Source organism: Pseudanabaena sp. CCNP1317 (assembly GCF_034931345.1).
GTDB lineage: Bacteria > Cyanobacteriota > Cyanobacteriia > Pseudanabaenales > Pseudanabaenaceae > Pseudanabaena > Pseudanabaena galeata.
Map to the genome: position 1 here is coordinate 78079 of NZ_JAYGIF010000002.1, position 21859 is coordinate 99937.

The 21859-nt window shown below is 43.4% G+C and carries 19 protein-coding genes and 1 pseudogene; 12 read left to right on the top strand and 8 right to left on the bottom strand.

Features of this window, described 5'->3' with window-relative positions:
* Positions 1-58 precede the first annotated feature (58 nt).
* Positions 59-1954, top strand: coding sequence for a bifunctional serine/threonine-protein kinase/formylglycine-generating enzyme family protein (locus tag VB775_RS01180; protein WP_281008463.1), 1896 nt, complete (start codon positions 59-61; stop codon positions 1952-1954).
* 205 nt (positions 1955-2159) lie between these two features.
* Here the strand turns inward: VB775_RS01180 and VB775_RS01185 are convergent, their stop codons facing one another.
* The gene (locus tag VB775_RS01185; RefSeq protein ID WP_281008464.1) at positions 2160-2534 is read right to left on the bottom strand and encodes a cyclic nucleotide-binding domain-containing protein; all 375 of its coding nucleotides are present in this window, start codon (positions 2532-2534) and stop codon (positions 2160-2162) included.
* 196 nt (positions 2535-2730) lie between these two features.
* Positions 2731-3495, bottom strand: coding sequence for a TIGR00297 family protein (locus tag VB775_RS01190; RefSeq protein WP_281008465.1), 765 nt, complete (start codon positions 3493-3495; stop codon positions 2731-2733).
* A gap of 48 nt (positions 3496-3543) precedes the next feature.
* Between VB775_RS01190 and VB775_RS01195 the strand changes: the two genes are divergently transcribed.
* Together VB775_RS01195 and VB775_RS01200 are read left to right on the top strand one after the other, a co-directional pair.
* On the top strand, positions 3544-4176 hold the full coding sequence (locus VB775_RS01195) for a DUF1361 domain-containing protein (RefSeq protein WP_281008466.1): 633 nt from the start codon (positions 3544-3546) through the stop codon (positions 4174-4176).
* A 332-nt stretch (positions 4177-4508) separates the two neighbouring features.
* The gene (locus tag VB775_RS01200; RefSeq protein ID WP_281008467.1) at positions 4509-6452 is read left to right on the top strand and encodes a S9 family peptidase; all 1944 of its coding nucleotides are present in this window, start codon (positions 4509-4511) and stop codon (positions 6450-6452) included.
* A 201-nt stretch (positions 6453-6653) separates the two neighbouring features.
* On the opposite strand, the gene VB775_RS01205 is transcribed toward VB775_RS01200, so the two are convergent.
* Together VB775_RS01205 and VB775_RS01210 are read right to left on the bottom strand one after the other, a co-directional pair.
* A complete protein-coding gene (locus tag VB775_RS01205; protein ID WP_281008468.1) occupies positions 6654-7412 on the bottom strand; it encodes an ABC transporter ATP-binding protein in 759 nt (252 codons plus the stop codon).
* Between the two features lie 52 nt (positions 7413-7464).
* The gene (locus tag VB775_RS01210) at positions 7465-8691 is read right to left on the bottom strand and encodes an ABC transporter permease (RefSeq protein WP_281008469.1); all 1227 of its coding nucleotides are present in this window, start codon (positions 8689-8691) and stop codon (positions 7465-7467) included.
* A 332-nt stretch (positions 8692-9023) separates the two neighbouring features.
* Between VB775_RS01210 and VB775_RS01215 the strand changes: the two genes are divergently transcribed.
* From VB775_RS01215 to dnaE, 4 genes are all read left to right on the top strand, one after another.
* Positions 9024-9275 carry a type II toxin-antitoxin system HicB family antitoxin gene (locus tag VB775_RS01215; RefSeq protein WP_281008470.1) on the top strand — a complete coding sequence of 84 codons (252 nt, stop codon included), beginning with the start codon at positions 9024-9026 and terminating at the stop codon, positions 9273-9275.
* Positions 9262-9501, top strand: coding sequence for a type II toxin-antitoxin system HicA family toxin (locus VB775_RS01220; protein WP_190578841.1), 240 nt, complete (start codon positions 9262-9264; stop codon positions 9499-9501). The genes VB775_RS01215 and VB775_RS01220 overlap by 14 nt, the downstream gene beginning before the upstream one ends.
* A gap of 391 nt (positions 9502-9892) precedes the next feature.
* Positions 9893-11587, top strand: coding sequence for a CTP synthase (locus VB775_RS01225; protein WP_281008471.1), 1695 nt, complete (start codon positions 9893-9895; stop codon positions 11585-11587).
* 129 nt (positions 11588-11716) lie between these two features.
* The gene (gene dnaE, locus VB775_RS01230; RefSeq protein WP_281008472.1) at positions 11717-14767 is read left to right on the top strand and encodes a DNA polymerase III subunit alpha; all 3051 of its coding nucleotides are present in this window, start codon (positions 11717-11719) and stop codon (positions 14765-14767) included.
* Between the two features lie 156 nt (positions 14768-14923).
* Here dnaE and VB775_RS01235 read toward each other — a convergent pair.
* Positions 14924-15167, bottom strand: a pseudogene (locus tag VB775_RS01235) (IS4 family transposase); the annotation flags it as partial.
* Positions 15168-15403: 236 nt separating this feature from the next.
* On the opposite strand from VB775_RS01235, the gene VB775_RS01240 reads away from it, so the two are divergent.
* The 4 genes from VB775_RS01240 (at position 15404) to VB775_RS01255 (ending at position 18476) form a co-directional block, all read left to right on the top strand.
* The gene (locus VB775_RS01240) at positions 15404-15976 is read left to right on the top strand and encodes an Npun_F5749 family FMN-dependent PPOX-type flavoprotein (protein ID WP_281008473.1); all 573 of its coding nucleotides are present in this window, start codon (positions 15404-15406) and stop codon (positions 15974-15976) included.
* A 105-nt stretch (positions 15977-16081) separates the two neighbouring features.
* Positions 16082-16648, top strand: coding sequence for a sigma-70 family RNA polymerase sigma factor (locus tag VB775_RS01245; RefSeq protein WP_281008474.1), 567 nt, complete (start codon positions 16082-16084; stop codon positions 16646-16648).
* 5 nt (positions 16649-16653) lie between these two features.
* Positions 16654-17469: an anti-sigma factor gene (locus VB775_RS01250; RefSeq protein ID WP_281008475.1), complete on the top strand. Its 816-nt coding sequence runs from the start codon at positions 16654-16656 to the stop codon at positions 17467-17469.
* Between the two features lie 455 nt (positions 17470-17924).
* Positions 17925-18476, top strand: a complete 552-nt coding sequence (locus tag VB775_RS01255) for a DM13 domain-containing protein (protein WP_281008476.1) — start codon at positions 17925-17927, stop codon at positions 18474-18476.
* A 70-nt stretch (positions 18477-18546) separates the two neighbouring features.
* Here VB775_RS01255 and hemH read toward each other — a convergent pair whose 3' ends face one another.
* The 3 genes from hemH to VB775_RS01270 form a co-directional block, all read right to left on the bottom strand.
* Positions 18547-19560, bottom strand: a complete 1014-nt coding sequence (gene hemH, locus VB775_RS01260) for a ferrochelatase (protein WP_281008477.1) — start codon at positions 19558-19560, stop codon at positions 18547-18549.
* Positions 19561-19767: 207 nt separating this feature from the next.
* Positions 19768-20154, bottom strand: a complete 387-nt coding sequence (locus VB775_RS01265) for a response regulator (RefSeq protein WP_281008478.1) — start codon at positions 20152-20154, stop codon at positions 19768-19770.
* Positions 20141-21106 carry a DUF362 domain-containing protein gene (locus tag VB775_RS01270; protein WP_281008479.1) on the bottom strand — a complete coding sequence of 322 codons (966 nt, stop codon included), beginning with the start codon at positions 21104-21106 and terminating at the stop codon, positions 20141-20143. The genes VB775_RS01265 and VB775_RS01270 overlap by 14 nt, the downstream gene beginning before the upstream one ends.
* A gap of 243 nt (positions 21107-21349) precedes the next feature.
* Here VB775_RS01270 and VB775_RS01275 point away from each other — a divergent pair, with 243 nt between their 5' ends.
* Positions 21350-21700, top strand: coding sequence for a Spx/MgsR family RNA polymerase-binding regulatory protein (locus tag VB775_RS01275; protein WP_281008480.1), 351 nt, complete (start codon positions 21350-21352; stop codon positions 21698-21700).
* Positions 21701-21859: the final 159 nt, after the last annotated feature.

The following is a 21859-nucleotide window of genomic DNA, read 5'->3' on the forward strand; positions in this document are numbered from 1 at the left end:
GCTTGCTTTGCAAGCTTTTTAAAACTTCTCTGTACTACATAATATCTAGATAGTCTGTATGAGTCAGTGCCTCAACCCTAACTGCAATTACCAAAACCCCGATCCTGCACTGATTTTTTGTAGTCAATGTGGGTCAAAATTGAAGATTGGCGATCGCTATCGAGCGATCGCCATTCTCGGTCAAGGTGGATTTGGAAAAGCTTTTATGGGCATAGATGAAGCACTTCCTTCCCATCCACACTGTGTGATCAAACAGTTCTTTCCTGCCGATCTTAATAGTGCGGTGAAGGCAGCCGAGTTATTTCAACAGGAAGCAATTCGCCTTGATGATTTGGGGAAAAATCCGCAAATACCAACATTATTTGCCCATTTAGAACATGATGGTCGCCAATATCTGATTCAAGAATTTATAGATGGGCAGGATCTGTTAAAGGAACTGCAAGAGCAAGGTGCTTTTAGTGAAGCCAAGATTCGGATGTTGCTGGGGGATCTACTTCCAGTTTTGCAGTTTATTCATGAACGCAATGTGATTCATCGCGACATCAAGCCTGAAAATATTATCCGTCGGCGATCGCCAAGTATCTCTGGTTCTTTATCTGGCTCTGTGGTAACTGGCAGTCATGTTTTAGTTGATTTTGGGGCAGCAAAATTTGTAACATCGGCAGCATTAATGGAAACAGGAACTCGCATCGGAAGTGCCATATATGTTGCACCCGAACAAGTGCGAGGAAAAGCCATTTTTGCCAGTGATATCTATAGTTTGGGAGTGACCTGCATTCATCTGCTCACCTGTGCCTCTCCTTTCGAGTTAATGGACATGGATGGATCATGGATATGGCGCGATTTTTTAGAAAATACTTCTGTTAGCCCCGCACTTGGTCAGATTCTCGATCGCATGATTGCGGTGGCTCCCAGTCAGCGCTATCAGACAGCTCAAGCAGTTTTAAATGATCTTAAAAATTTAACTTCTCCATCCCATCAAGCTTACACCCCAAGATTCCAAAGATCGGGTTATGCCAAGGCTACTGCCAAAACTCAGATTACACCGATCGGCACACCTAAAGCTCAACCAATTCAGGCGATCTCACCGCCGTTATCACAATTTTCCTTTGAAACGGCGATCGTTGCAGTTCATCGGTTAGGGATTGGCAAACTCATCAAACATCAATTGCAAATTAGTACTAGACAGAAAACAGGAAGAATCTATATTGAGACGCTAGGTAATGTCCAAGGGAAACCGATTGGCTTAGAAATGGTATTTATTCCCGCAGGGAAATTTCAAATTGGTTCACCAGTTAGTGAAGTAGAACGTAGCGATGAAGAAACTCCCCGCCATATTGTGAATATTCCTGCTTTCTTTATGTCGCGATTTCCCATTACTCAGAGGCAATGGAAAGTCGTAATGGATAATAATCCTGCGATGTTTATTGGCAAAGGCGATCGCCCCGTGGAAATGGTGTCATGGGAGGATACCCAAGCCTTTTGTCAGAAATTAGTAGAGAGAACTGGGAAACCTTATCGATTACCGAGCGAATCAGAATGGGAATATGCCTGTCGAGCTGGGACTTTAACTGCTTTTGGCTTTGGCGAAACAATCGCTGCAAATTTAGCGAATTACAATGGGGCAAGTCCTTACAAATACGCGCCTCAAGGACTCAGTAACTCGTCAACTACTGAAGTCGGTACTTATCCAGCCAATGCCTTTGGGCTGCATGATATGCATGGCAATGTGTGGGAATGGTGCGCGGATTATTGGCATGATGACTATGACCTTTTGCCGAGGGACGGTACTGCATGGACACAGGGAGGCGATCGCAGTTGTCGGGTAGTGCGTGGCGGCTCATGGCGCGATCCTGCCCATTATTGTCGCTCAGCAAAGCGTTTTAAAAATGCAACCAATCAAGGCGATCGCTGCACAGGCTTTCGAGTTGCCGTTACTTTAACCACCCAATAGAGCTTTTCCCCTTGTATAGCAATCCTAAATAGGTTGTGAGAGTGCGCCCCGAAGGGGCGCACTCTCACAACACTCAAAATCTTACAACTCATTTAGGAGCGCTATATAGCAACGCAAGAGATAGATAGGACATACAGCGCTTTGCGCTAAAGCCCAAGAAGTGAGGGGGCTTTAGCTATTTCTTGCGTTGCGGTAAGTCCAAGTTCTAATCTTGTTGAATCGATAAGACAAGAGCATCTAGTTTTCTGATTCTTTCAACCATGATTTTCATCACATTAAGTGCAAAATTAGGAGTTTGTTGCACTAAGAAGGTAAATCGCTTGTGATCGACAGGAACTAGCTTACATTCAGTTTTAGCGATCGCGGTGGCGCTTCTTGGACTGGAACTAATCAGAGCCATTTCCCCAACGATTCCGCCAGCAGCCGTGGTGTCTAGCAACTTACCATCTATCGAAATTTCTACTTCCCCTTCCACGATCGCATACATATGATCAGCGAGTCCACCCTTTTCAAAGATCACTTGACCTGCGGGGAAGATCACAAAGTCTTTTGCGTTATTAAACAAGTCAATTGTAGTCAAGATCAAGCTCCACTTTATACAAAAGTAAATTAAACAATAAATGGGAATATGTTATTTATTGTAATTGCAAAGTGAGAAATTTTAGCCATTAGTTAAAATCTGGAAAATAATTGGCTATATCCGCTAACAAAAAGGATTTTGGGAATCAAATCAAACCTAGTAAATCAAATTTGTAATTTAACTAATAAGGTTAAATCTACGTTAACTTAAGATTAAATATTTGTAATAACTGTACAATTAACACTGCGATCGCTGCTCCAATTGTTGTGTTAATTCCATTAACAAGCTCATTGGTGAGCCAGTCATATTTTTCTTGCAAAGTGGCTCCGATTAGGCTTTCGATATTGGTGGCAATAAAAGCGGCGATCGCACACCAAAGCAGATCCCAAGGACTAGTTAATAATCCCACTGCCCAACCAATGGCGGCGATTACTAGCGAACCGATAATTCCTGCGATTGTGCCTTCTAAGCTAATAGCGCCCTCTGTACCTGCGGCAACTGGCTTGAGTGTGGTGATCAAAAATGTACTTTTACCGTAAGCCTTGCCAATTTCACTGGCCGTCGTATCCGCAAGTTTGGTGCTGAGACTAGCGACATAGGCTAATAACCACAAGGGATTGGGAGCGATCACCTGACCGATCGCGCAAACCGCACCTGTAGCAGCCGAACCCCAAAGATTTTCAGGACCTCTTGCACCGTCACGTTTCTCGGCAATACCTTTCGCTTCTTTGATGTCCTTACCGATGCGAGTTACCCCCGAACCGACGATCAGATAGCTTAAAATGACAAGATAACCTTGCCATCCCAGACAGCCCCAGACCGTTATTCCTAATGCCCATGCATGGCAAATACCTGCGGTGGTTAAGACTTTGCGAGGTAATAGTAAAGCGATCGCACCAAGGATCGTATTGAGGACGATCGCTATTAACCAGCCCTGTGAAATTGGGAAACTATTTATCATAGAAGTTAATCTTAGGTAACTTAATCAACATACTACGGAGTAAAAACAATGGCAGCAGCAATCGAGTTGTTTTGGCAAAATCTTGATAGTTTTATGGCTTGGAATCTTTTCTTAGCAATGATTCCCTGCGTACTTAGTTTTATTTTATTTGCCAAGCGATCGCCAAGGCGATTACCTATTAATCCTCTGTGGTGGTTTGGGCTAGTAGTTTTTATATTATTTCTGCCCAATGCTCCCTATGTGATTACTGACATAATTCATTTTGTCAGGGATATGCGCTCCGATGTTTCTGACAATGGTCTTATTTTTGTGCTGATTCCTCAATATATCGCCTTTATAATGATGGGCTTCCAGTGCTATGTGATTTCTTTAATTAAGCTGGTTCAATATGTAGATTGGCTCAAACTGACTAGAAAGATAACTTTGCTGGAAGTAAGCATAAACTTTATCTGTGCGATCGGCGTGTATTGGGGAAGAGTGAATCGCTTAAATAGTTGGGATGTGTTCACCAATCCGCAAAGTGTGATCCAAGATGCCATTCGCAACCTAGGGAATCCTAATTTTTTCCTAGGTACAGTTATATTTTTCGTTATCTTTACTAGTCTTTATTACATTTTCAAATGGATTAATATTGCCATTTTCTTCTATTGGCAAAATCGCTCTAACCGAGTTCCTGTATAACTTACTAATGTTACATAGAAATAGAAATTTGGGCTTGGAGACCAAGCCCCTACTATCCGCACCAATTGTCTAACAACTGATGTTATGTGGATGGAATGCCTACGATCATCTAAGTCTAGGGCTGGCACGGGGGCACAGTCCCTACAAAATCTAAATTATTGGGGTAGGGGCAATCCCCCCGTGGTTGCCCTGTCGTGCTAGCAACAAGAGATTCTTCATCTTAGTTCCACGTAACATCAGTAACAAGAAAAGATTGGAAAGCGAATCCGCAGGGTTCGCTTTCCAATCTTTTCTTGCGATATAATCAAGATTGCAATCCTTACCATAAACTTATGTCTGCTGCCCCTTACGGTTCTTGGAAATCACCAATTAGTTCTGATTTGATCGTTTCTAGTAGTATTCGCCTCGGCGCGATCGCCATTGATGGGGAGAATGTCTATTGGAATGAAGGCAGACCAACAGAAGGTGGGCGCAACGTGATTATGCGCTATGACATGGATGGCAATTATCGCGAAATGACACCCGCATCCCTCAACGTGCGATCGCTAGTCCATGAATATGGTGGCGGCGAATATCTAGTAGAAGATGGACGCATTTATTTCTCTAACTTTAGCGATCGCTGCATTTATCGCAAAATTGGCGGTAGTTCATGCAAACCCTTAACGACCGAAAGTGCCTATCGCTATGCTGATTTTGTCTGGAATCGGATTTATGGCAAATTGATCTGTGTGCGCGAAGATCATACAGGCGGCGGCGAACCAATCAATACCATAGTTGCTGTAAATACTAGCAATGGTGAAGATATTCATGTGTTGGTTACAGGTGCAGATTTTTACGCTTCGCCACGATTAAATGCCACTGGTGATAAACTCGCATGGATTAGCTGGGATCACCCCAATATGCCTTGGGATGGAACCGAACTTTGGGTTGCTGATCTTGTGGAATCAGAGACTGGAGTGATCACAATTCAAAATCCGCAACTGGTCACAGGTGGTATTGAAGAGTCAATATTTCAGCCAGAATGGTCGCCCGATGGCAATCTCTACTTTGTAAGCGATCGCACTGGTTGGTGGAATCTTTATCGTACTTCCGTAGAAGCTATTACTATTGAATCGCTCTGTCCCAAATCCGCCGAATTTGGGTTGCCGCAGTGGGTATTTGGGATGACTAACTATGACTTTACAGGTGATGGCAAAATCCTCTGTTCCTATACAGAGCATGGCAAATCCCATTTAGCAATTCTCGATCCTGCTAATTTAGGAACAGGTTTACAATCAATTTCTACTCCCTTTACTTCGATTTCAGGATTGCATTGCGAAGGCGATCGCGCTGTGTTTCATGGTGGTTCAGCCACGGAACCAACGGCGATCGTCTTGCTAGATTTACAAACGGGCACTTGGCAAAAAATCCGTGTTGCTTCTGATTTACAACTTGACCCAGACTATATTTCCGCCGCTCAGTCCATAGAATTTCCCACAGAGAATGGGAAAACAGCCTATGGATTATTTTATCCTCCTAAAAACAAGGATTTCCAAGCAGATGACTCTGAAAAACCACCTTTGCTGGTCAAAAGTCATGGTGGTCCCACAGCTTCAACATCAGGAAGCCTGAGTCTAGGTATTCAATATTGGACAAGTCGCGGCTTTGCGGTGCTAGATGTCAACTACGGCGGCAGCACTGGTTATGGACGCGAATATCGCGATCGCCTCAAAGGTAATTGGGGCATCGTCGATGTCGATGACTGCGCTAATGGTGCGAAATTTCTCGCCGATAAAGGTTTAGTAGATGGCGATCGCTTGGCGATTTCGGGAGGCAGTGCTGGCGGTTACACGACCCTTTGCGCTTTGACATTTCGCGATGATTTCAAAGCAGGTGCAAGTCATTATGGAATCTGTGATCTTGAAGCTCTTGCGACGGATACCCATAAATTTGAGTCACGTTATCTCGATAGTTTGATTGGTAAATATCCTGAACAAAAGGATCTCTATATCCAGCGATCGCCAATTCACTTCACCGATAAGCTATCCTGTGCAATCGCCTTCTTCCAAGGTTTAGAAGATAAAGTCGTCCCCCCGAATCAAGCAGAAATGATGGTGGATGCTCTACGCAAAAAAGGTTTGCCCGTTGCCTATGTTCCCTTTGAAGGCGAACAACATGGCTTCCGTAAAGCCGAGAATATTAAACGCGCCCTTGATGGTGAGTTCTATTTCTATTCCCAAATTTTTGGATTTAAACCTGCCGATGAGATTGAGGCGATCGCGATCGAAAATAAATGATCTAACGCACTTTACTCGGAGTAAAGATCTGCCCTCATCCCCCAGCCCCTTCTCCCATTGGGAGAAGGGGAGCAAGAGAGTTTATGGATTCTTTCTTGTTCCCCTCTCCCTCTGGGAGAGGGGCTAGGGGTGAGGGTCTTGGAGACTTTCACGTAATATCAGTTATTTAATAGAAAGGCGGCGCGAAGCGCCGCCTTTCTATTAAATAACATGATTCAAATCCGAGGGAGATAGATGATCATGAATAATTTGACCATCACGAAACCAAATAATCCGTCGCGAACTTCTAGCAACATCGGCTTCATGGGTGACCATCACCACCGTAATCCCACTCGCATTTAACTCACCAAATAACTCCATTACTTCCTGCGTAGTATGCGAATCTAGCGCCCCTGTAGGTTCATCGGCAAGCAACATCACAGGATTATTCACGATCGCCCTCGCGATCGCCACCCTTTGTTGCTGTCCACCTGACATTTGGTTAGGTCGATTATTTAACCGATGTCCCATGGCAACCCGTTCTAGAGCCGCCGCCGCTCGTTCTTTTTGTTCTTTAGGACGAATATTGGCATACGCCATCGGTAACATCACATTCTCCATTGCTGTGAGTTGTGACAAGAGATGATATTGCTGAAAGATAAAGCCAATTTTGAGATTGCGGACTCTCGCAAGATCGCCTTCCTCCATATGAGAGACATCTTGTTCATCCAGAAAATATTGCCCCGATGTACTGCTATCCAGACAGCCAATAATATTCATGCAAGTGGATTTGCCTGAACCAGAAGCACCCATAATCGCGCAATATTCGCCTTCTTTAATCACAAAGCTAACATCATCTAGGGCTTTTACGAGGGTATCGTCTTGACCATAGAATTTACAGACATTATTCAGACGGACGATTTCTCGTCTGGAATCATCAGATATTTCGGGAATAGATGCGATCGCGTTGGTAGTAATCATAAATTTATTTTCTAATGAGAGGCAGCGCTTCGCGCTGCCTCCTATGCTTTTGCTAAATACTTCTCAAAGCCACAATGGGATCGAGTCTGGATGCTTGTCGGGCGGGGAAAATCCCAAAGAACAAACCAATTCCACCCGAAACACCGACGGCTAGACAAATTGCTGCAACCGATACCCCCGCTTGCAAAGGTGAAACTGCGGCGATGAATAAAATGCCACTAACCCCAATCCCTGTACCGATCGCTCCTCCTAGCAATGACAAAATCACTGCCTCGATCGTGAACTGGGTGAGAATATCGCTGGGTGAAGCGCCGATCGCTTTGCGGAGTCCGATTTCGCTGGTGCGCTCGGTGACTGATACCAGCATAATATTCATAATGCCAATGCCCCCAACTAGCAGCGAAATCCCTGCGATCGCCGCCAGCATGATCGTCAATGCGCCTGTAATATTACCGACGATTTCTAGAGCATCCTGTTGGGTACGCACTGTAAATGTATCGTCAGCATTCACATCAGAAGTGCGGTGACGCAGTCGCAATAGGTTAGAAATTTGGAATTGCGCTGCGTCCACATTGGCATTGCTTGTCGCTGACACATTAATTACGGCGACAGCCACACCATAGGGAGAAGTTTTACCCGTAAGTTGGCTAGTCATCGTCGTAATTGGCAGAAAAATCGTGTCATCTTGGTTTGTGCCCAGAAACGCGCCTTTTTCTGACATGAGTCCGATTACTTCATAGCTAGTGCCTCGGATTCGTACTGTTTGACCGACAGGCGATCCCTGTGGAAATAATTCCTTAGCGATCGCTGCCCCAATCGTGATTACCCTTGCATTTCGCTTAAGGTCTTCCTCATTAAAAAATCTGCCCACACTAACTTCCGCATTGCGAACGATCGCATAGGTATCGGTCGTACCGATTAGCGTGGCGCGTTTAGTATTGTTACCTGCGATCGCTAGCTCCGAGCCGTTAATCTGCGGTGCAACACTGCGAACGGTGGGGACTTGGGTGGCGATCGCCTCGGCATCGGCTAGTACTAGGCGATTGGGCGGTGCGATTACATTCCGACGCGCATTGTCAGTACCAGTAATCACAAAGATGACATCCGTACCAAGGGACTGAAACTGCTCAGCAGCGTACTTTTGCGCCCCTTGCCCAATTCCCACCATCAAAATTACGGAAGCATTACCGATAATGATACCGAGCATCGTTAATGTACTACGCAAGCGATTAGCCGCAAGGGTTTTGCCCGCCATCCGAAAGCTTTCCCAAGTATCCATCCTTAAAATTTCCTAATGTGTCTGCTCTAAACTTTGCAAAACTTAACTCTATTGTATGGTTAAAACTAAATCCTGACTTCAACCATTGGGCGGTATTTGGGGTAATCCCAAAACACAAAACGGCTAGACCATTTTGTGTTTTTAAAACCATCACTAGAATTGGTTTTAATTCCCAAGAGTGGGGCGACACTTTTAGGAATGGGTATAATTGGTCATAAAAGCTGTAATACAATTAAAAATAGTTAGCCTACAGTCAATTGTGTAGGGCTTGAAATGAAACTAATCTAAACTTCTAAATTTAATACCGCCAAAAGGTTAAGAGACATAGATAAATGAAAAGCCATATTAAACTTCAGCAAAATATTAATTCTTTTATTCGCTCAAATTTAGAGGGTGGCTATGTCGCGGAATGTTTGGGAATCTCAGTAGTAACACAGGGAAGTACTCTGGATGAAGTTGTCGAGAATCTCATAGAAGCAGTTGGATTACATTTAGAAGATGAAAACCCTGAAGATTTCGGTTTAGTTCCTAATCCATCAATTTTGGTTACCTTTGAACTACAACCTGAATATGTCAAAGCTTAAACGACTATCTGGCGCAGATGCGATCGCTATTTTTAAGAGATTTGGGTTTGAAGTTCATAGTCAAAGAGGTAGTCATATTAAACTGCGTCGTATCACTTCTCTTGGCAAAGAAACTTTAACTATTCCTAACCATCGCGAACTAGCAACTGGTACTTGTCAAGCTCTATTTCGTCAAGCTACTCGCTATATTCTAGAATCAGAATTATTTCCATACTTCTATGAATAAATTTATCTTCATTGATCTAAAACTTGAGGCTATTCTGGGATTAAAGTAGAGCAGTATCACGCTTATTTCGCTACGTACTCTGAAATACCTATTACAATTCTGATCTATTTGTGATATTAAATGTTTTGTGAGAATCTGCCACTAAGTATAGCTATAGACATCAATGTTAAGACAAAGCCAAAACCCAAAAGAGAGTTGCGGCGCTTCGCGCCGCAACTCTCTTTTGGGTTTTATGTCCTGACTTGGCTGGCTATAGCCATAACACATTCTCACAAAACATTTAGGATTGCTTTATTCTCAAATATCTGAGCGTAAGCTCCTGCTATATAATCACTTTGTTAAGCATTGTTTACGAAACGATAAAACAATGCACCCTAATAACGAAATTTTTATGGCTAAGTATATCTTTGTGACTGGCGGTGTTGTCTCTAGCATTGGGAAGGGCATCGTTGCCGCAAGTTTGGGACGATTACTTAAATCTAGGGATTATTCGATCGCAATTCTGAAACTTGATCCCTATATCAACGTTGATCCTGGGACGATGAGTCCTTTTCAACATGGGGAAGTTTTTGTTACCGAAGATGGCGCTGAGACCGATCTCGATTTGGGACATTATGAGCGCTTTACTGATACTTCGATGTCAAAGCTGAGCAATGTCACCACAGGCGCGATCTATCAAGGTGTGATCAATAAAGAGCGGCGCGGCGACTATCAAGGTGGCACGGTGCAGGTGATCCCCCATATCACCAATGAAATTAAAGAACGAATTCATCGGGTAGCGAATAATGGTAATCCCGATCTCGTGATTGTCGAAATTGGCGGTACGGTTGGCGATATTGAATCCCTACCATTTATCGAAGCAATTCGTCAGTTTCGTAAGGATGTGGGGCGGCAAAATGTGGTGTACATGCACGTTACGCTCATGCCTTGGATTGCCTCCGCAGGGGAGATGAAAACTAAGCCCACACAACACTCAGTTAAGGAATTGCAATCCGTAGGGATTCAGCCCGATATTTTAGTTTGTCGTAGCGATCGCCCCTTACCTCAAAACATCAAGGATAAAATCTCCGAATTTTGCAACGTCCTGCCAGAATGCGTAATGACAGGACAAGATGTGAAGAGCATCTACGAAGTACCGCTAGCGATGGAGCGAGAAGGCTTAGCGGAGCAAGTATTGCGACTCCTCGGTATGCAACAACGTCAACCCGATCTTCGCAGTTGGCAAACCCTTGTCGAGCGTCTCTATCGCTCTGAGCATCAAGTAGAAGTAGCGATCGTGGGTAAGTATGTGCGCTTAACCGATGCCTATCTTTCGGTGATCGAAGCCCTTAAACATGGCGCGATCGCCGTTAACAGCAATGTGAATTTGCGATGGATCAACTCCGAAGACATCGAAGCCTATGGCGCAGAGAAATTCCTCAAAGATGTCCATGCGATCGTGGTTCCTGGTGGATTTGGTCATCGTGGCGTTGATGGCAAAGTTGCCGCTGTGAAATATGCCCGCGATCATCAGATTCCATTCCTAGGATTATGTTTAGGAATGCAATGTGCGGTGATTGATTGGGCGAGAAATGTCGGACAATTAGGCGATGCCAATAGTGCCGAGTTTGATCCAGAATCCAAAAATCCTGTCATTCACCTCCTACCCGAACAGCAAGATGTAGTTAATCTCGGCGGCACAATGCGTTTAGGTCTATACGCCTGTCGTCTTGCGCCGAACACCCTAGTTGGTGATCTCTATAAAGAGTCAGTAATTTATGAACGTCATCGCCATCGTTATGAGTTTAATAATGCCTATCGATCGCTATTTCTGGAGTCAGGTTATGTGATTAGTGGTACTTCTCCCGATGGGCGTTTAGTCGAAGCGATCGAGTTTCCTAGCCATCCATACTTTATCGCTACACAATTCCATCCTGAGTTCCAATCTCGCCCAAGTCGTCCCCATCCACTTTTCCAAGGCTTAATTAAAGCGGCTCTGGATTTGCAAAAACAACGTCTTGCCAGCAGCTCTGAGTTAGAGAGTTCTCCAATTCTTGAACAACTTAATGAGCAGAAGCAAGAGTTAGCTTCAGCAACATCTGCCTAAAACTTAGAGCTTTGTTGTAAGAAGCCGCACCATCATAAATTTTTAAAAAGTATGGCGAAGCCATACTTTTTAAAAATTTATGATGGATCATGTTAACCTGACTGTTTGAATTTGATTTTGTAGATCACTATGACTGGATTTGTTGGGCTGCACGTTCATACTGAATATAGTTTGCTTGATGGGGCAAGCCAAATCCCTGATATGGTCAATCGCGCCGTCGAACTGGGAATGCCTGCGATCGCCTTAACCGATCATGGGGTGATGTATGGAGCGATCGAGCTAATCAAGATCTGCAAATCTAAAGGAATTAAGCCAATCATTGGTAATGAAATGTATGTCCTCAATGGCGACATTACCATCCAGTATAAAAGAGAAGATAAAAAGAAAAAATATCACCAATGCGTTCTCGCTAAAGATACGCAGGGTTATCGCAATCTGGTTAAACTCACCACCATTTCCCATTTGCAAGGCTATCAAGGCAAAGGGATTTTCGCCCGTCCTTGCATTAATAAAGAATATTTACTGCAATATAAAGAAGGCTTAATGCTCACTTCTGGTTGCTTAGCAGGAGAAGTTCCTCAAGCAATTATGAATGGTGATCCGAAACTCGCGAGAGAAGTGGCGGCTTGGTATAAAGAACATTTTGGCGATGATTATTATCTAGAAATTCAAGATCATGGTTATCCTGAAGATCGCGTTGTAAATGTGGAAATTTGCAAGATTGCCAAGGAACTAGAGATCAGAGTAATTGCCACAAACGACTCCCACTTTACCTCTTGCATGGATGTGGAAGCCCATGATGCATTACTCTGCATCCAAACTGGCAAATTAATTTCTGATGAAAAGCGTCTGCGTTATAGCGGAATGGAATATTTTAAATCCTATGATGAGATGCGGCAGTTATTTCGGGATCATTTGGAAGATGATGTGATCGAAGAAGCTCTAGCGAATACTCTCCATGCTGCCGCCAAAGTTAAGCCCTACGACCTCATGCGCGATCCCCGTGCTGCGGATTATCCCATTCCTGAAGGGCATACTGCCGATACTTATTTTGAAGAGGTGACATGGCAAGGCTTACTCCAAAGATTTAATGCCAAGACCCATGCCGAGATTTCTGCCGAATATCAAGAGCGTTTGCGTTTTGAGCTAGGCATCATTATGCAGATGGGTTTCTCTACTTACTTTTTGGTGGTTTGGGACTACATCAAATACGCAAGAGACAAGCAGATTCCTGTGGGGCCAGGACGGGGTAGTGCCGCAGGTTCTTTGGTTGCCTATTCTTTGGGAATTACGAATATTGACCCGATCCATCATGGACTTCTGTTTGAAAGATTTCTCAATCCTGAACGGAAGTCGATGCCTGATATTGATACGGACTTCTGTATCGATCACCGTAGTGAATTGATTGATTATGTAACACAACGCTATGGACAAGAACGAGTTGCTCAAATTGTCACCTTTAACCGCTTAACCTCTAAGGCAGTTCTCAAGGATGTGGCGCGAGTACTAGATGTGTCCTACAGTGAATCCGACAAAATGGCGAAGATGATTCCTGTTTCTCGCGGTAAGCCAGCCAAGCTGAAGGTGATGATTTCCGAGGAGTCCCCTGCACCCGAATTTCGCGATCGCTACAAACAAGATGCGAAAGTATTTGAATGGCTGGACATGGCGATGCGTATCGAAGGGGTGAACAAAAGTTCAGGTGTTCACGCGGCGGGTGTGGTGATTTCACCATTTCCATTGGATGAGGTTGTACCATTGCAGCGTAGTAATGAAGGTCAAGTGGTCACGCAATACACGATGGAGGATTTGGAATCCCTTGGCTTGCTAAAAATGGACTTCTTAGGACTACGAAACCTGACAACCATTGAGCATACGAGTAAGCTAATTCGCAACAATCAAGATCCAAATTTCCATATTGATGCGATCGCCCCCGACATGTCTACGGAGGCAAATCAAAAAACCTATAAGCTATTGGAAAAAGGTGATCTAGAAGGAGTCTTCCAATTAGAATCTTCAGGCATGAAGCAGATCGTCAAAGATCTCAAGCCTTCCAATATTGAAGATATTTCTTCAATTCTGGCACTTTATCGTCCTGGTCCATTGGATGCTGGGCTAATTCCAAAGTTTATTAATCGTAAGCATGGCAGAGAAGCGATCGAGTATCAGCACCATACCTTAGAACCAATTCTAAATAATACCTATGGAGTATTATGCTTAGCTAAAGGAACTTTAATTGCGAAACCTGATGGCACAAGCACACCAATTGAGAATATCCGTAAGGGTGATGTAATTCTCTCGTCTGATGGTAAGCGCGTATGGTCAGCAAAGGTTGCAAAGCAATGGCAAAGTGGTATCAAGTCCATTGTCAAAATCACGCTATCAACAGGTACAGAGATTTACTGTACGCCAGAACATCGCTTTCTCACACCACAGGGAGATCAGTTTGCCCATGAGTTAAAACCTCTAAATGAAACTGGAGACACTATCACTTATAGATCATTCCTTTTTGAATTAGATTCTAATTCCTTGAAAGATGTTCGTCCTGTATTTGTGGCATCTATTGAAGACTGGGGAACTAGTGAATGTTTCGACATTGAAATGGTAGACCAAACCGCTCCCTATTTCTTGGCAAATGGAATTGTTACTCATAATTGCTATCAAGAGCAAATTATGAAAATGGCGCAGGATTTGGCAGGATATTCCCTCGGCGCTGCGGATTTATTGCGTCGGGCGATGGGTAAAAAGAAGCCTGAAGAAATGGAAAAGCAGCGTTCTATTTTTCTTGATGGTTGTGCTAAGAATGGAATTAGGTCGGAGATTTCTAATGATCTATTCGATCAGATGGTGATTTTTGCAGAGTATTGTCTCAGTTACGATACTTTGGTGCGAACTGTCGAATATGGTTTGATGCCCATCGGTAAAATCGTAGAGCATCAAATCGAATGTCAGGTTTACAGTGTTGATGAGAATGGCTTTGTCTATACCCAATCCATTGCCCAGTGGCACGATCGCGGTAATCAAGAAGTCTTTGAATATGAGCTAGAAAATGGCGATCGCCTTAGAGCTACTAAGGATCACAAGTTCATGACTCTTGATGGTGAGATGCTAGCGATCGATGAGATTTTTGAGAAAGGGTTAGAGTTGCTCTGTTACAATAATCTAAAATTGTGGAACTAAAGTAACCAGATCCCCGACTTTTTTTGTGAACTTGTCAATTCCCTTTGATAGCAAAGAAAAAGTCGGGGATCTCTGCTGCCAGTGACAAGGAAAAAGGAAAAAGGAAAAATTGGATTGTTAATAGAAACCTGTAGGGGCATAGCATTCACGCAGAAATTTATCAATTGGGTTATAGAATGTTTCGGTGATGATATGCGGATTATGCACAAAGTAGCTTAGTCTTTCCATCTGGCTTCTGGCTTGGCACTCTCGATGGCTAGGGCAACCAATGACTCAAACTTGCACTGCCTGACTGCAATATCGCGGCTACAGACTCTGCAAATCCTTGAAGATGTCGTTTATCCTTGGGATTGATCCATTGACGCAGTTGTTGTTGTAGCTGAAGATATAAGTGGGGCATTTGTTTAAGATCTTTTGTTGAGGAACTTGAGTATCTCATCTCTTGTCCCTTTTTGCATCTTGTCTCATGATGAGATTCTATGCCTAGTAACGCTTTTCAGGCTTTTCTGCACCTCTAAGGTGAAAACTATGGGATTAGATCGGATTGTCATTAAATCAGATGCCTGTTTTAGTCATCGGTAGACTATACAAGCGGCTTAGCAAACTTAACCCTCTCATCACTTCTGCAACGTTTTTATGTGGCGATCGCATCTAGCTCGAAGTTTACATCAGCACCGCAACCAACCCGAAGCAAGATTTTTACAACTCGCTACGATTGATTTGGAGCAGCGTCCACGCAATCGAACCGTCGTATTTCGTGGGTTTCTCGAAAATAGCGATCGCTTTCAAGACTGTTTAAAAATCGTGACCGATGCGCGTAGTCAAAAGATTGACCAAATATCTGCAAACCCTTGGGCGGAGATAAGTTGGTATTTCACAAAAACGCGATCGCAATTTCGGATACTTGGCAAACTGCTATTAATTGATAGTGAATCAGATTTAGAACTCCAGCAAGTGCGCGTAGAGGCGTGGCAAGCTCTTTCAGAACCTGCTAGAACACAGTTTACATGGGCGCATCCAAGAGAGCCGCGAGTTGAGTTTCTCGAAGTGTCCCCACCTGATCCTATACAACCACTGACTTCTTTTTGTTTACTATTGCTACAACCCATTGAAGTTGATCGCCTTGAATTACGAGGTACGCCCCAAAATCGCTGGGTCTATCTACGGGATAAGCAAGGAAATTGGAAAGAGCAAGAAGTTAACCCATAACTTTCGGATGATTAGCCCGCACTTGAGTGCAAGGCTAAGGTTGATAACTCATCCGTTCTGGCTTAGGATGCGTATGTATAGTAATGATGCTTATTTACTCTCGCTATGAAACTCTCCGAGCAAACCGATGTAGAAATACTGCAAGCTTGGCGATCGGGAAGCAGTCAAGCTTTTGGCATCTTCTACGATCGCTATGGTGAGTTGGTTTACCGAATATCATTAAGGATCTTAGGTAGCCCCCAAGAAGCGGAAGATCTGACTCAAGAGATATTTATTTTGCTAAGTCGGAATAGTACCTACGACAGTAAAAGAGGTTCAATCACTACTTTTTTGTCAGTTTTGACCCGATCGCGAGCAATTGATCGTATTCGTAAAACGCGATCGCAACAACAGCATCTCCAAAAATGGGAACAGAGCATTTCTTCAGAACATGACATCAGAAACTCATCACTTATGGAAAATGCGTCACTTACTGAACGTTCAGAAAAAGTAAAATTAGCGCTAGCCAATTTGCCTGAAAAGCATTGCCAAGTATTAGAAATGGCATATTTTGATGGACTTAGCCAAACTGAAATTGCTAAAGCTCTAGATACTCCTTTGGGAACGGTAAAGTCTTGGGCGAGAAGTGGATTGATTCGATTGAGAGAAAGTTTGCAAGATGCTTTGGAGTGATTATTATGACAACACCACAAAATAAATATCCCTGTGAATGGGAAGAATTATTAGCAGGATATGTTTTAGGAGATCTCGATCCTGAAGAAGTAACCGAGATGCATCAACTGATTGCAGAGCATCCAGAAATAGTTACAGAAATCGATTATCTACAAGATACGTTAGCGATGCTTCCGCTTGGCTTAAGTGAAACTCATCCAGCTAGTAGTCTGCGCGATCGCATTGCGGCGGTGGTTATTCCCAATAATGTTGAATCTCTCATAGTAGAGCCTCTCGATTCATCCATAGATTCTGTAATCGCTCCTTTAGCATCACCCAAGCGATCTCCTCGTCGCAAAAATCTCTGGAAATTAGCCACAATTGGTTTAAGTAGTATTGGTGCGATCGCCCTAATTGCCCTTGGCTTAGACAATTACCAAATGCGTCAACAAATCGCCTCTAATCAAATCGAGTTACAAAAACATCGTGCAACAATTGCGATGTTACAAGGTTCCGACAATCGCATGATCTCGCTCAAAGGCATGGGAGCAATTCCTGCTGCTTCGGGAAGTGTAATGATTGCGCCAACTGAAAAAGCTGCGATGATCAGCATTCAGAATCTGAGGCAAATTCCTCAGGACAATAGTTATCGGCTTTGGGCGATCGTTGATGGCAAAAAGTTTGATTGCGCTCAGTTCCGTCCTGATGAGCAAGGCAAAGTCTTTATGAAGATTCCATTAGCTAGCGCTCTTAAACAATCTACAACATTAATTATTACGATTGAGCCAAATAAAGATATGCCCGAACCCAAAGGCGAAATGGTCATGAAAGGGGAAGTTTAGCTTTTATACATAGCAATAAAAGGTTTGCTGTAAAAGCGCTAAGAGCGTGTTTGAGAAGTTAGCGTAAATTCCTGCTTTTACCCCCCCTTAATCCCCCCTTGCAAAGGGGGGATTAAGGGGGGGTAAAAACTTCTCTAACACGCTATAAGTGTAATAACCAAGAATTGATTGGCGGCGCGGAGCGCCGCCAATCAATTCTTGGTTTTTGATTTGTCCGAAGACAAGTTACTTTAGCTATAAAATTAACGTGAGTTCGATATAGCCATTTGCGGCGTGCTTCGCACGCCACAAATGGCAAAAAATGGTAAGAATCGCTTAGCGATTCTTACCATTTTTTGCTTTCGTCGAACTGACGTTAAAATTACTTCATCCAATGTGCCAACTCATCCGTATATCCAATAAGTAAACTTCAAAAGGATTACTTCACATCAATTTTGGGAAGAGAGCTTACAACAATGAACTATAGATTTATGGGACTTATTGCTGGGTTGACTTTGACTGCGGCAATTATTTCATGTTCCGCTACATCCACCACAACAACTGAAGCAACTCCCGCATCTACCTCTGCAACCAAGCCTGCTGACACGATTAAGAATGATGCTATGAAAGGCGACGCTATGAAGGATGGCAAATCTGCTAATGTGTCAGCCCCCACAACATCAAGATCTGGAAGTTTTATCAGTGCAGAGCATCCCACTAAAGGTAAGGCTCGCATTGCACAGGAAAATGGAAATTATTTTATTGAACTTGACGAAGGTTTTAAGACCTCAGAGAATGGTCCCGACCTATTCGTGATTTTGCATCGATCGCCTAATATTTTGAATATATCGAAGCCACCAGCTTATGCGATCGCTGAAGCAGACTATACAGTGATTGCGCCTCTCAAGAGTTTTAATGGCAAGCAACGCTATGCAATCCCTAAGGATATACAAATCGACAAATACCAATCAATAGCGGTCTGGTGTCGCATGTTTAATGCTACTTTCGGTTTTGCTCCTTTGTCTTGAGACTCAGGGGATTTATAGCTGTAGCCATAAGAGAGATGACGCACATCATCATCTCTCTTATATAAACTCGCTAAGCAGCGATCGCAGCAGCTTTAGTTGTACCGAGTGATTCCATTACCAATTCCGCGAGGTCGTTGATAAAAATTGGATGACTATTTAAAGCAGGAACGCGATCAAAGTTGTGAATCCCCGCTTCTTCTGCAACTTCACGATACTCAATATCGATTTCTTGCAAAGTCTCAATATGTTCCGACACAAAACTAATCGGCACAACTAAAAGATCGTTAACGCCACGCTTTGCTAAATTCTTAATTGCTTCCTCAGTATAGGGCTGGAGCCATTCGACGGGACCAACACGACTCTGATAAGCGAGAGTATGCGCGTTATAGCGTTGATAGTCTCGGCGCAAAGCCTTCATAATCCCGTCAACACAGTTTTCCATTTCTGATTGATAGGGATCGCCGTATTTGGTCACATATTTCACAGGGACACCGTGAGCGCTGAAGAAAATATGCACATTCTCAGGATCGGCAAAATCTTGCAATTTAGAATTGATTAAATCATTCATGGCGCGAATGTAGCCAGTGCGCTCATACCAAGACTTAATCGTAATTTTCTCGATCGCTTGAAGTTCGGGGTCATTTTCCCAAAGTGCATCAAGTTGCTTAATGCTCGAACCACTGGTGCTGATGGAATATTGTGGATATAGAGGCAACACCACAAGTCTGGTAATGCCATCCTGTTTGATTTGGGCGATCGTTTCTTCGGTGTAGGGATGCCAATAGCGCATGGCGACATAGACCTTTGCATCGACACCATGTCGTTGCAAGACATTCTCAATATTTTCACCTTGCTCTTTGGTAATTTGGAGCAATGGTGAACCACCGCCGATCATACGGTAATTTTCTTGACTGATGGGGGCGCGACTAGCAGCGATCAATGAGGCGATCGGCTTTTGTAAAAAAGGAAAGGGGAGGCGAATGATTTCTGGATCGGCGAATAGGTTATACAAGAAAAGATAGACATCTTCTAGCTTTTCAGGGCCTCCTAAGTTTAATAGCATTACTCCAACGCGACCAGACATAAAGCAATTTCCTAAATTTGATAAGTTGATAATTTAATGAATATGAATGAAGCAAAGCTTCGCTCACAATGATGAATAAATGGATTATTTTATTAAGTGAAATTTTAAAACGCTGTCTAAATCTTAGTCTAAGTTATTGATAAGTATAAGCTTTTGTTTTGGGATACCTATGCATAAGGTAGTGTGTCACAGAGCTACCCCCTAACCCTATTGCTTATCTAGCCATCGCTTCACACAGGCTTCCAACAAATCAATGTCTAATGGCTTTGTCAGATAATCATCACAACCAGAAGCGATCGCTGATTCTTTATCTCCTTTCATCGCATGAGCCGTGACCGCAATTATAGGGATATTAGCTGTGCGATCGCTCGCTTTGAGTTGTCGGGCTACTTCCCATCCATCGATTTCTGGCAAAGATAAATCTAGCAAAATCAGATCAGGATGATTAGTTACTAGCCAATCTAGCGCTGATTGACCATCTTGGATGCAAGTGACGCGATAGCCTGAATCTAGAAACACCTGTTCTACCAAAACTTGGTTGTCAGGGGCATCTTCGACCACTAAGATTAGCGGTGGGCTGTTAAGTGCGGGCATAGGTGCTGAGCGGTTCTTTGATGAACTTGATATAGAGATGTTTAAAGGTCGATTTCAAGACTCTGGGCATTCCAAAGTCGATCGCCATCATCGTTTCTGGTAGTTTCCAATCTCTGCTTTGCAATTGAGCGATCGGATCGCCGATGATGTCAATTGCATCAAGATCGCTACAAAGTCCTGTGCGGATCGCGGCGGCAACTGTCGGTACATCGAGAGGTTTAACTCCAAGGATCTCCACCATAACGCGATCCAGTGCAAAAACATCACAGGAAGCCGCTAAAACCCCTAATTCTTTTGGTTCTCCAGCGCTAGGACCATTCCCTTCATGTCCGACAATACCATCAAGGATTGTCAGTTCAGGATTAATTGCTCTTGCTGTTTCGATGAGCATTTGTGCGAATCGCTCGACATCTTTACCAGCTTCCATATGCCACCAAGCTTTCATCTTGCCTGGGACGCAACCAAATAGATTTTTGACACCGAGGGTTAGGGTCAGTTGCATATGTGACTTGACCTTAGGTAAGTTAATTACCACATCTGCATCCATCGCTTCTTTACTTAGACGCAAATGTTGCAGTTCACCTTCGCCTTCGGTTGCGTAGCGTTTGCCATGAAACTCGATAATTGGTAAGCCCAATTCTTCGGCAAGGGGTAATAAGCCATTCGCCTTGGCAATTCCTTTAGCACTACCAAAGGCAGGGCTATCTCCTAAAAATGGTTTCCCGCCTGCTTCTTGTACCATTTTAGCGACACAATACACCAATTCGGGGCGAGTGGTACATTCTTTGGTGGGTCGTGAGCCTGTGAGTAAGTTGGGCTTGAGGAGAACGCGATCGCCTGCTTTGACGATGCTGGACATACCTCCTAGGGGTGCAAGTACGGTCTCTAGTGCTGTCATCAAGGATGCAGTTTCGTAGCTAGAGGTATGTAGAAGACTGACGATTGGTTTCATGAATTATATCTAGAAGGTGGTGGGTCAGCAAGCTATTTAAAAATATAACCTAGTAACTATGTCTTACTCCCTTCCCACTCAAGAATTAGTTGTGCGGTGTGAAGTGCCGCCGCCATTTATTTGGGGTTTATAATTTCTTGCCATACAATAGCTATAGATAGCCAAAAAAACTGAAAGAGTGGGCTTACATATTCCTGTATTTTTTATTCTTATATTTTTTTAAGTCATAATCTGAGTAAATTTATGTCTATTCAAATCTATGGCATACCCAATTGTGGGACTTGCAAAAAAGCGATCGCTTGGTTAGACAATCAAGGAATTGCCTACGAATTTATCAATACTAAAGACTATCCCCCAACTCGCACGGCGATCGCTGAATGGGTAAATGCATTAGGAGAAAGAGTAATGCGAAATACCTCTGGACAATCCTACCGATCGCTTGGCTCTGAAAAAGAAACATGGTCACATATTCAATGGATTGAAGCCTATGCCAAGGATTCGATGCTGCTCAAGCGTCCTTTATTTGTTAAAGATGGTAAGGCGATCGCGATCGGCTTTAGAAACCCTGAAGAAATCAAACAAAAATTAGCTTAAAATCAGCTTGAATGATGCTTCTTGCAACCACACATACTCATTCCAAAGAGTGATAGTAATTTCTAGGTGAGCTAACGTATATTGAATTGGTAATTACGAACTGGTAATTATCAATTACTAATTATCAATTTTTAATTTACTAATTGATAAGTTATTTCC

Bases quoted from the DNA above. Each gene is read 5' to 3' on its own strand.
- VB775_RS01180 (WP_281008463.1), top strand. From the start codon at position 59: ATGAGTCAGTGCCTCAACCCTAACTGCAATTACCAAAACCCCGATCCT.
- VB775_RS01190 (WP_281008465.1), bottom strand. From the start codon at position 3,495: ATGATAAATAGTTTCCCAATTTCACAGGGCTGGTTAATAGCGATCGTC.
- VB775_RS01195 (WP_281008466.1), top strand. From the start codon at position 3,544: ATGGCAGCAGCAATCGAGTTGTTTTGGCAAAATCTTGATAGTTTTATG.
- VB775_RS01200 (WP_281008467.1), top strand. From the start codon at position 4,509: ATGTCTGCTGCCCCTTACGGTTCTTGGAAATCACCAATTAGTTCTGAT.
- VB775_RS01205 (WP_281008468.1), bottom strand. From the start codon at position 7,412: ATGATTACTACCAACGCGATCGCATCTATTCCCGAAATATCTGATGAT.
- VB775_RS01210 (WP_281008469.1), bottom strand. From the start codon at position 8,691: ATGGATACTTGGGAAAGCTTTCGGATGGCGGGCAAAACCCTTGCGGCT.
- VB775_RS01215 (WP_281008470.1), top strand. From the start codon at position 9,024: ATGAAAAGCCATATTAAACTTCAGCAAAATATTAATTCTTTTATTCGC.
- VB775_RS01220 (WP_190578841.1), top strand. From the start codon at position 9,262: ATGTCAAAGCTTAAACGACTATCTGGCGCAGATGCGATCGCTATTTTT.
- VB775_RS01225 (WP_281008471.1), top strand. From the start codon at position 9,893: ATGGCTAAGTATATCTTTGTGACTGGCGGTGTTGTCTCTAGCATTGGG.
- dnaE (WP_281008472.1), top strand. From the start codon at position 11,717: ATGACTGGATTTGTTGGGCTGCACGTTCATACTGAATATAGTTTGCTT.
- VB775_RS01240 (WP_281008473.1), top strand. From the start codon at position 15,404: ATGTGGCGATCGCATCTAGCTCGAAGTTTACATCAGCACCGCAACCAA.
- VB775_RS01245 (WP_281008474.1), top strand. From the start codon at position 16,082: ATGAAACTCTCCGAGCAAACCGATGTAGAAATACTGCAAGCTTGGCGA.
- VB775_RS01250 (WP_281008475.1), top strand. From the start codon at position 16,654: ATGACAACACCACAAAATAAATATCCCTGTGAATGGGAAGAATTATTA.
- VB775_RS01255 (WP_281008476.1), top strand. From the start codon at position 17,925: ATGAACTATAGATTTATGGGACTTATTGCTGGGTTGACTTTGACTGCG.
- hemH (WP_281008477.1), bottom strand. From the start codon at position 19,560: ATGTCTGGTCGCGTTGGAGTAATGCTATTAAACTTAGGAGGCCCTGAA.
- VB775_RS01265 (WP_281008478.1), bottom strand. From the start codon at position 20,154: ATGCCCGCACTTAACAGCCCACCGCTAATCTTAGTGGTCGAAGATGCC.
- VB775_RS01270 (WP_281008479.1), bottom strand. From the start codon at position 21,106: ATGAAACCAATCGTCAGTCTTCTACATACCTCTAGCTACGAAACTGCA.
- VB775_RS01275 (WP_281008480.1), top strand. From the start codon at position 21,350: ATGTCTATTCAAATCTATGGCATACCCAATTGTGGGACTTGCAAAAAA.